Source organism: Brevundimonas sp., assembly GCF_044239655.1.
Taxonomy (GTDB): Bacteria; Pseudomonadota; Alphaproteobacteria; order Caulobacterales; family Caulobacteraceae; genus Brevundimonas.
Window position 1 is genome coordinate 1 of sequence record NZ_JBIIAY010000210.1, and the last position, 2,714, is coordinate 2,714.

The 2,714-nt window shown below is 70.5% G+C and carries 3 protein-coding genes; all 3 read right to left on the reverse strand.

Annotated features, from left to right (window positions below; genetic code table 11):
- On the reverse strand, positions 1–1,227 hold a 1,227-nt coding region (locus ACILQR_RS16400; protein WP_395652426.1), incomplete at its 3' end, for an AAA family ATPase.
- A gap of 96 nt (positions 1,228–1,323) precedes the next feature.
- On the reverse strand, positions 1,324–1,941 hold the full coding sequence (locus ACILQR_RS16405) for a DsbA family protein (protein WP_395652427.1): 618 nt from the start codon (positions 1,939–1,941) through the stop codon (positions 1,324–1,326).
- A gap of 4 nt (positions 1,942–1,945) precedes the next feature.
- Entirely contained in the window at positions 1,946–2,560 is a 615-nt protein-coding gene (locus tag ACILQR_RS16410; RefSeq protein ID WP_395652428.1) for a DsbA family protein, read from the reverse strand.
- Positions 2,561–2,714: the final 154 nt, after the last annotated feature.

The following is a 2,714-nucleotide window of genomic DNA, read 5'->3' on the forward strand; positions in this document are numbered from 1 at the left end:
CTCGGCGTCGCGTTTGCGGGCCGTCTCGGCATTGGCGCGGGCCTCGACGGCGGCCAGGGTCCCGGCGATCCGCTCGACCTCGGCATCGGCGGCGCGGCGGGCGTCTTCTGCGGCGGCGAGTGCCGCGTCCAGTTCGGGACCGCGCGCCGGAGCCGCCGCGACCTCGGCGGTCAGGGCGTCGAGGTCGGTGGTCAGCCGGGCCAGTTCGGCGGCTGCATCCTCGGCCATCCTGGCCTCGCGCTCCGCGTCGGTGGCGATGCGCGCGCCCTCGGCGGTCAGGCGCTCGACCTCGGCCCGAGCCTGTTGCTCGGCCATGTCGAGCCGGTCGCGTTCCAGGCTGGCGCGGTGCAGCAGGGCGGCGGCGACGGCGTCTTCTTCCTTTGCGGGCTTGAGGCCTTCCTGCGCCGACAGGGCGGCCGTCTGGGCCCGCGCTGCCGCGCCCGTCGCATCGGCCACGGCCCGGTCTGCCTGATGTAGTTCCTCGGCAGCGGCTTCGGCGGCGACCCGCGCATCGTTCCAGCGGACATACAGAAGCGCGGCCTGAAGCGCCCGGATCTCGGCCGAGATCTTCTTGTACTTCTCGGCCTGACGGGCCTCGCGCTTCAGCCGGGTCAGGGCCGTCTCAAGCTCGCGGCCGATGTCGTCGAGCCGTTCGAGGTTGGCCTCGGCCGCCTTGAGCCGCAGCTCCGCCTCGTGACGACGGGTGTGCAGGCCGGCGACCCCGCCCGCCTCTTCGAGAATGCGGCGACGGTTCTGGGGCTTGGCGGCGATCAGCTCGCTGATCTGTCCCTGCCGCACCAGCGCCGGGGAGTTGGCCCCGGTCGAGGCGTCGGCGAACAGCAGCTGGACGTCACGGGCCCGGACCTCCTTGCCGTTGATCCGGTAGGTGGAGCCCTGGCCCCGGTCGATGCGGCGCGACACCTCCAGCACCGGCGAATCCGTAAACGGCTGGGGCGCGCGGCGCTGGGCGTTGTCGATGGTCAGCTGGACTTCGGCGTGGTTGCGCGGCGGGCGGTTGGAAGCCCCGGCGAAGATGACGTCGTCCATGCCCTGGCCGCGCATGGCCTTGGCCGAGTTGGCCCCCATGACCCAGCGCATGGATTCCAGCACATTGGACTTGCCGCAGCCGTTGGGGCCGACGATGCCGGTCAGGCCGGGCTCGATGAAGACCTCCGACGCATCGACGAAGGACTTGAAACCCACAAGGCGGAGGCGCTGGAACTGCATCGCACTCCCTGAGCCGATGGGTTGGGACAGGAGCCCACGGCAGGGCCCAGCCTCTTATAGAGCCTGATTCACCGCGTGGGGGGAATCAGCTGCGACTCAGCGGTTCAGCAGAGGATCGATGGCGGCGGCCAGGTCCTCGATCGGCACGACGCCTTCCATCTTTTGCCCGTTGACGAAGAAGGTCGGGGTCTTGGTCGCGCCGGCCGCCGACCCGCCCTGGGCCGTGCGCCAGATGGCGGCCTCGACGGCGGGGTCGGCCATACAGGCGGCGATCTCTTCGGGCGTCCGGCCGGTCTCGGCGACGGCGCGGCTGTACCATTCGCGGACCGGGCCGAAATTGCGGGCCGTGCCCTGCCACAGGAACAGGGTGTGGACGACGTCGAAGTATCGACCGGGCGCGGCGCAGCGGGCGATGGAGGCCGAACGGATCGCCTCGGCCACCGGCTGGGTCGGTAGGTCGCGGAACACGAACCGGACCTGGCCCGTGTCGATGTAGCGTTCCTTGAAGGCGCGAAAGACCCCGATCTGCCACTCGGCACAATGGGGACAGGCGAAGGAGCCGTATTCGATCACCGTCACCGGCGCGTTCGGATCACCCAGCACCTGGTCGGCCGCCGTCACGCGGGGCGGGGCCCCTTGCGCCATTGCCGTTCCGCCGATGCACACCGGCAGGGCCAGCATCAGCACCAGAATGAGACGACGGAACAGGGGCATGGGGTCAGCGTCCGGGAGCGGCGGCCCCGATGGCGGTCGCCAGGGCCTCGATGCTCGGATCGCCTGCAAGAGGCCTGCCATTGACGAAGAAGGCCGGGGTCGAGGTGATGCCCGCCGTGATCGCGGCGTTGACGTCCGCGTTCAGGGCCTCCTGACGGCCCGGCGCGGTGAAACAGGCCTGCATCTCTTCCCGCGTCCGCCCGCTGGCCGCCAGCGCGTTGTCGAACCAGGCGCGGCCGCCGCCGGTGGCCAGCGACGCCTGACCGGCGAACAGGGACGTCGCTACGTCGAAGAACCGGCCCGGCGCGGCGCAGCGGCCGATGATCGCCGCGGCCATGGAATACTGCTGAGGGTCAGTCGGCAGGTCGCGGAACACCAGCTTCACCCGCCCCGTGTCGATGAAGCGGGCCTTGAACGCAGGGTAGACGTCATTGAACCAATGAGCGCAGTGGGGGCAGGTGAAGGAGGCGTACTCGATCACCGTCACCGGCGCATCAGCCCGCCCCAGCACCCGATCGGCGGCCGTCACCGGTGGCGGAGTCTGGGCCGAGGCGGATGGGGCCAGGGCCCCCAGGGGTGCGAAGGCAAGAGCCAGGATCAACAGAAGGCGACGCAGCACGGACATCGATCCCTATTTGGCCAGTTCGGGGTCGATGGCGGCTTCCAGGATCGGCATGGGCGGGCCTTCGCCGCCGGTGTAGGCGACGGTCTTTCCGTTGACCATGAAGGTCGGCGTGCCGGTGACCCCGGCGGCGACCGCAGCCTTGACGCGT